Source organism: Acidisphaera rubrifaciens HS-AP3, assembly GCF_000964365.1.
Taxonomy (GTDB): domain Bacteria; phylum Pseudomonadota; class Alphaproteobacteria; order Acetobacterales; family Acetobacteraceae; genus Acidisphaera; species Acidisphaera rubrifaciens.
This window is the reverse complement of the sequence record NZ_BANB01000055.1, coordinates 1-6,835: the sequence shown is the minus strand read 5'-3', so window position 1 is coordinate 6,835 and position 6,835 is coordinate 1. Positions and strand designations below refer to the sequence as shown.

Below are 6,835 nucleotides of genomic sequence, written 5' to 3'. Positions count from 1 at the left end.
GGCCTGCGCGCGGGACGCGAGCCCGCCGGCGGCGACACCAGCGAGCAGCAGCGCCGCCGCCAGCGTGGCGACGCGGGGGACGCCGGCCCGGCGGGCGGGTCCTGTGTGTTGGGCGTGAGCGGGGGGGCGTCCGTTGTCTGGCAGCATCTCGTCACCTTCTCGGCACTGGCGGCTTGTCATTGAACAGTCATGGGAGAAACCCGCCCGGACGCCGTCCGCGCCTGCATTGGGGCGTGCGGCGGACCATGGGCGGCGGGGTTGCGGCCTTCGCGGCTGGTCCGGTCGCTCTATCCCCCCACGGGCTGCGGCACGGTCGCCGCCCCCTTAATTCGGCGCAACCGGATTTGACCCGGTCCCTGCGCCGCCCTATCTCACGCCTGTTTGTCCGCGGCCATATGCTTGGCGCGCGTCCCTGTCCAGCCCGCGGGCCATCAAGCCGTCGGCGCGGCCTGTCGGGCCGCCCCGTGCGGCCGTCCGCCACGCCTGATCGGCTTGTTCCAAAGGGTCTCATGTTCGCAACCCTCGCCCGCGCCATCTTCGGCACCTCCAACGACCGCAGCCTGAAGGCGTACCAACGCCGCGTGCCGCAGATCAACGCGCTGGAGCCCGCCATGACCGCGCTCAGCGACGATGCGTTGCGCGGCAAGACGGCGGAGTTCCGCGCCCGGCTCGACGCCGGCGCGACCCTGGACGAGCTGTTGCCGGAAGCCTTCGCGACGGTGCGCGAGGCGTCCCGGCGCGTGCTCGGCCTGCGGCATTTCGACGTGCAGATGATCGGCGGCATGGTCCTGCACGAGGGCAAGATCGCCGAGATGAAGACCGGCGAGGGCAAGACGTTGGTCGCGACGCTGCCGGTTTATCTGAACGCGCTGCCGGGCAAGGGCGTGCATGTCGTCACCGTCAACGACTACCTCGCCAGCCGCGACGCGGAGTGGATGGGGCAGGTGTACGGCTTCCTCGGCATGCGCACCGGCATCATCGTCCACGGCCTCGACGACAACCAGCGGCGCGAGGCGTACGCGGCCGACATCACCTACGGCACGAACAACGAATTCGGGTTCGACTATCTGCGCGACAACATGAAGTTCCGGCTGGAGGACATGGTCCAGCGCGACTTCACCTACGGCATCGTCGACGAGGTGGACAGCATCCTCATCGACGAGGCGCGCACGCCGTTGATCATCTCCGGCCCGGCCGAGGACAGCTCCGAGCTGTATCGCTCCGTCGATGCCGTCGTCGCCGAGCTGGTGCGCGACGAGACGGCTTATGAAAAGGACGAGAAGTTCCGCACCGTCAACATGACGGAGGCCGGGTCGGAGCGGATCGAGGACATGCTGCGTGCCGCCGGGCTGATGGACGAGGGCGGCCTGTACGACGTGCACAACGTCACCGTCGTGCATCACGTCCAGCAGAGCCTGCGCGCCCACACGCTGTTCCACCGCGACGTGGACTACATCGTGCGCAACGACCAGGTTATCATCATCGACGAGTTCACCGGCCGCATGATGGAAGGCCGCCGCTATTCCGAGGGGCTGCATCAGGCGCTGGAAGCCAAGGAGCACGTCACCGTCCAGCCGGAGAACCAGACGCTCGCCTCCATCACCTATCAGAACTATTTCCGCCTCTATCCCAAGCTCGCCGGGATGACCGGCACGGCGATGACCGAGGCCGACGAGTTCGCCGAGATCTACAAGCTGGAAGTCGTCGAAATCCCGACCAACGTCCCGGTCGCGCGCAACGACGAGGACGACGAGGTCTATCGCTCGGCCGAGGAGAAATACGCGGCGCTGGCGAAGCTGATCGACGAGGCGCGGGGGCGCGGCCAGCCGGTGCTGGTCGGCACCACCAACATCGAAAAGAGCGAGACCATCAGCGGCGTGCTGAAGCGGCACGGCATCCCGCACGCCGTGCTCAACGCACGCTTCCACGAGCAGGAAGCCAAGATCATCTCGCAGGCCGGCGCGCCGGGCGCGGTGACGATCGCGACCAACATGGCCGGCCGCGGCACCGACATCAAACTCGGCGGCAATCTCGACATGCGGCTCAAGATCGAGCTGGCGGGCATCCAGGACGAGGCTGAGCGGGAGGCCCGCGCCGCCGCCATCCGCGCCGAGATCGAGGTCGCGCATGACCGCGTGAAGGACGCCGGCGGCCTGTTCGTCATCGGCACCGAGCGGCATGAGAGCCGGCGCATCGACAACCAGCTGCGCGGCCGTTCCGGCCGGCAGGGCGATCCGGGCCGCTCGCGCTTCTTCCTGTCGCTCGAAGACGACCTGATGCGCATCTTCGGCTCCGACCGGATGGGCGGCATGCTCGCCCGACTCGGCCTCAAGGAAGGCGAGGCGATCACCCATCCGTGGATCAACAAGGCGCTGGAGAAGGCGCAGAAAAAGGTCGAGGCGCGCAACTTCGACACGCGCAAGAACGTGCTGAAATACGACGACGTGATGAACGATCAGCGGCGCGAGGTCTATGCGCAGCGGCGCGAGTTCATGCACGCCGCCGACCTGTCGGAGACGGTCGCGTCGATGCGCGAGGAGCTGCTCGCGGCGATGGTCGCGCGCCGCATCCCGGAAAAGGCCTTCGCCGAGCAATGGGAGCTCGGGCCGCTGGCCGAGGACGTGCAGCGCGTGTTCAACCTCGACCTGCCCATCGAGGAATGGGGCCGCGAGGAGGGCATGGAGGAGACCGCGATGCGCGAGCGCATCGCCGAGGCCGTCGAAAGCGCCATGGCCGCCAGGACCGCGAATCTCGGGCCGGAGCTGATGCGCTATGTCGAGCGCAACATGGTGATACAGGTGCTCGATGCGGTGTGGAAGGAGCATCTGCTGGCGCTCGAGCATCTGCGGCAGGGCATCGGCCTGCGCGCCTATGGCCAGCGCGACCCGCTCAACGAGTTCAAGCAGGAAGCGTTCGAGCTGTTCAACGCGATGCTTGACGAGCTGAAGGAGCGCGTGGTCGCCACCCTCTCGCGCGTCGAGATCATGCCCGAACGCGGGCCGGAGCCGGATTTCCTCGCGCCGCCGCCGCCGCCGATCACGATGGCCTTCCACCCCGATCCGGAACCGGTGTTCGCCAGCCTTCCGCCGGCGGGCATGGGGCAGATGGGGCTGTCTCCGGGCGGCATGGGGGACGGCGGTGCCGGCGTCGCGGAGCTGGACGCGCCTGGCACGGTACGGCACGACCAGATCGACCCCAACGATCCCGCGACGTGGAACCAGACGCCGCGCAACGCCCCGTGCCCCTGCGGCTCGGGCCGCAAATACAAGCACTGTCACGGACGCCTCGCGTAAGCCGGGTCGCGTCCTCCCCGACGGTAGCGGTCGCCTGACACGCCGGGCGGCCCGCCGTCCGCGCGGCGCCCTCCGCCATATCGAGGGCAACAGTACCGTTCCCATCGCGTAACGTCTGCGCATTGTCACGTGCGGCCCGCGTCGCATGGTGCTGTCTGCGCGTCCGGCCACGACGGCCGGAACCGCAACGAGACGTCAGCGATCCATGCGCGACCGCCGCATTCTGTCCTGCCTGTTCGCCGCAGTCCCAGCACTGCTGCACGTCCTGCCGGCGCGGGCCCAGGCGGTGCCGGCCGGGCTGGCGCAGGGGGGCGCGGTCGATATCGGAACCGTCAGCGCCGGCGATTCATCCGGCGCGCCCGCGGGCGCCTCGGCCGCGCCGACGCCCGAGCAGGTGCTGCATTCGGGCGACACGGTTCGGGTGCTCGACAGCACGCAGATGGGGGCGGCGGGGCCTGTCGCGGGCGCGGCGCAGGCGCTGGCGCTCGCACCCGGCGCGAACGTCACCGGCTATGGCAACACGGGCTCGTCCAAGTTCACCGTGTCGCTCGACGGGGCGACCAACGGCTGGGCCGGCGCCGGCGGCTATGGCGGCAACGCGCTGCTGCAGGTCACGCTCGACGGCGTGCCGATGAACAACCCATCCACCGGCCTCTATCCCTCCGCCGCCCTGCCGCAACTCGGCATGTTCCAGAGCACGACCGTCACCTATGGCGGCGGTCTCGCCGTCAACCGATGGACCAACAGCGGCGGCGGCACGGTGGAGTTCACGCCGATCCAGCCGACGACCCTGTCGGGCGGCGACATCACCGGATCGTACGGCAGCTTCGACCAGCGCAACCTCGTGTTCGACATACGCAGCGGGACGATCGACGGCTGGTCGAGCGTGATCGCGGGCGGCGTCGGCGGCGGCAACGATTTCCGCACCGGCCCGGACGGCTTCGCCAATCCGGGGCACAACGAGGCGCTGTATGCCAAGACGACCAAGAGCTTCGACGGCGGCGACGTGGCGTTCGGCGCCTATTACGGCGAGGGCGATGCCTACCGCCCCAACGTCATCCCGCTGTCGCCCAACCCGGCGATCACGATCTATGGCTACGACCCCGCCGGCCATGTCGTCCCCGGGCCGCTCTACAGCGAAAAGGGCGGGTTCTATCAGTCGCTGCCGCAGGCCGCGTGGTCGAAATACGACAAGGACATCTGGTGGGACGTCTATACCCGCCAGAACGTGCGGCTCGGCGATGTCGGCGTGCTGCACAACCTGCTGTGGTTCAGCGACGAGGTGCGGCTGCACGACAAGATCTACAACTATCAGCAAGACTCGCCGAACGCGCTCGAACGCCTCGATCCCACGAACCACACGACCGGCGACAAGCTCTGGGTGACGGTGCCGCTGCCGTATCAGACGGTGGCGGCGGGCGGCTATGTGATGCGCAGCTTCTACAATACCAAGGCGGATTTCTGGAACCCGCTGCCGCCCTATGGCGGCACCCAGTACACGCCCAACGGTCCCTATCGCAGCGGCAACTTCACCCAGGACAACCTCGCGCTGTTCGTCCAGGACGACATCAGCCCTGTCGACACGTTGCACATCACGCCGGCGCTGCGTCTGGTGCAGTTCAACGTCAGCTACTCCAACCAGGCGATGGGACCCGACGCGCAGTTCGCGGGCGCCACGGGAACGGACCAGAGCCAATTCGCGGGCGGGTCGAACAGCTATCACGCGCTGGAGCCGTCGCTCGCGGCGAACTGGGCGGTGCGGCCCTGGCTCGCGCTTTATGCCAATTATACGCAGGTCTATCAGACACCGCTCGTCGGCGGCGGCGGCGGCCTGTATCAGGCGGTCCCGGCGACCGGCACGCAGCTGGAACAGGCGCGCGAGGCACAGGCCGGGTTCAAGACCCATTTCGTCGCGCCGCTGTCCTGGATCGACGGCATCGACACCGGCGCCAACGTCTTCGACCTGCGCTTTTCAAAGCAGGTGATCACCGCCACCCTGTTCGGCGGCGCCGAGGAGATCGCCCTCGGCACGTCGGAGATGCGCGGGATCAACTTCTACGGCGATGCCGACATAGCGGGTGGCGTGCATTGCTTCGTCAACGGCGCGGTCGAGACGACGCAGTATACGTCCTACACCTCCGGCGGCATCGATTTCTCCGGCCGCCGGGTGCCGTATGTGCCGGCCTCGACGCTGAATCTGGGGATCAGCCGGGCCATCCCGCTGGACCGCGTCATCGTGACGCCGGCGGCGTGGTATCAGTTCATCGGCCAGCAGGCCTATTACAACGACGCCGCCGCGATCGGACCCAACGGCCCGGTTGGCGCGCCGAGTCGCTCGTCGATCGCCGGCTATCAGACCGTGAACCTGTCGCTCGATGCCAAGTTTCCGGTTACGGCGGAGGGGCGGGACATGACGATCGACGCGTCGCTCAGCGTGCTCAACGTCCTCGGCGCCCGCTACAACTTCTTCGAATACGGCTCGGCCGGTGCCTATTTCGGCAACGGCACGCCGGTGGTGCTCGGCTATCAGGGGGCGCCGCGCAGCATCTACGGGCAGGTCGGGATCATGTTCTGAGCCGGCGCGACCGCGTGCCGGGTGGCCCCACGGATCGGCCCCCAAGGACAGGCGGTGGGTGTCGGCGGCGGGGCGGAAGGAACGGGGCGCGCGGGCGGGTGGTGGAGCTGAGGGGAATCGAACCCCTGACCTCCTCATTGCGAACGAGGCGCTCTCCCAACTGAGCTACAGCCCCGTCCCGCGGGCGGCGGAACATGCGCAGCGGCGCGGCTCAAGTCAAGTGAAGCGGTGCCGTCCGGCGGGGCGGCAGTTGCGGCGCCCCGGCGCGCTGGCTAGCTTCCGCCGCGCCTGCACCGCCGCCCGTCGCCGCCCACCCCGCAGCAGGGAAAGCCCGTGATCACCATCCTCTTCAACGTCCTGTTCTACGTCCTGAACATCTATTTCTGGATCGTGGTGATCGCCGCGATTTACCAGACGCTGGCGTCCTTCGGCGTGATCGACACGCGCAACCGGGTCGTCTGGATGATCGGGGATTTTCTGTATCGCGCGACGGAGCCGGCGTTGCGCCCGATCCGGCGTATCCTGCCGGATCTGGGCGGGATCGATTTCAGCCCCTGGATCCTGTGCCTGCTGATCCGGCTGGTGGCGATGCCGGTGCTGGCCCGCATCTATGCGGCGCTGGTGCTGGGAGACGTGCACGGGCTGCTGCTCTGATCCGCGCCGGCGTCCTCACCCGGGATCGGCGGGAGCGGACGGCAGGACAGCCGCATCGACAGGCCGGTCGGAAGCTCGATCCGCCGCGACAGGGACGGCGGGCCGTCACGCCCGCCGCCATCCGCATCCCGTTCCGCCATCCTGCCCTCCGGCTCTAATTGCGAATAACTCGCAATCGCAGACGAGGCCCGGCTGTGTCAAGGCGCGGGGTGGCGGCCGTCAGAAGTCGCTGCAGCGGCCGCGCACCTCCCAGTCGCCGTAACGGGTCGGCTCCGGCCCGGCCGGGCCGCCGGTCTCGCGAGGCCGGGCGGGG

Annotated in this window: 5 protein-coding genes and 1 tRNA gene; 4 read left to right on the top strand and 2 right to left on the bottom strand. The window is 68.5% G+C overall.

Annotated features, from left to right (window positions below):
* The 3 genes from B8460_RS23035 to B8460_RS02010 all read left to right on the top strand — a co-directional run.
* The coding region (locus tag B8460_RS23035; protein WP_206742635.1) for a hypothetical protein at nucleotides 1-183 on the top strand (183 nt) is incomplete at its 5' end.
* Nucleotides 184-509: 326 nt separating this feature from the next.
* A complete protein-coding gene (gene secA, locus B8460_RS02015) occupies nucleotides 510-3,293 on the top strand; it encodes a preprotein translocase subunit SecA (RefSeq protein ID WP_048859899.1) in 2,784 nt (927 codons plus the stop codon).
* A gap of 205 nt (nucleotides 3,294-3,498) precedes the next feature.
* Nucleotides 3,499-5,868 (top strand): TonB-dependent receptor, encoded by a 2,370-nt coding sequence (locus B8460_RS02010; protein WP_048859898.1) that lies wholly within the window; start codon nucleotides 3,499-3,501, stop codon nucleotides 5,866-5,868.
* Nucleotides 5,869-5,967: 99 nt separating this feature from the next.
* On the opposite strand, the gene B8460_RS02005 is transcribed toward B8460_RS02010, so the two are convergent.
* Nucleotides 5,968-6,043 (bottom strand) — tRNA-Ala (locus B8460_RS02005).
* Nucleotides 6,044-6,201: 158 nt separating this feature from the next.
* On the opposite strand from B8460_RS02005, the gene B8460_RS02000 reads away from it, so the two are divergent.
* On the top strand, nucleotides 6,202-6,522 hold the full coding sequence (locus tag B8460_RS02000; protein ID WP_048859897.1) for a YggT family protein: 321 nt from the start codon (nucleotides 6,202-6,204) through the stop codon (nucleotides 6,520-6,522).
* A gap of 219 nt (nucleotides 6,523-6,741) precedes the next feature.
* On the opposite strand, the gene B8460_RS01995 is transcribed toward B8460_RS02000, so the two are convergent.
* On the bottom strand, nucleotides 6,742-6,835 hold a 94-nt coding region (locus tag B8460_RS01995; RefSeq protein ID WP_148360248.1), incomplete at its 5' end, for a DUF1674 domain-containing protein.

What these genes read in the sequence shown, in the direction of transcription:
- secA (WP_048859899.1), top strand. Translation starts at nt 510, where the DNA reads ATGTTCGCAACCCTCGCCCGCGCCATCTTCGGCACCTCCAACGACCGC.
- B8460_RS02010 (WP_048859898.1), top strand. Translation starts at nt 3,499, where the DNA reads ATGCGCGACCGCCGCATTCTGTCCTGCCTGTTCGCCGCAGTCCCAGCA.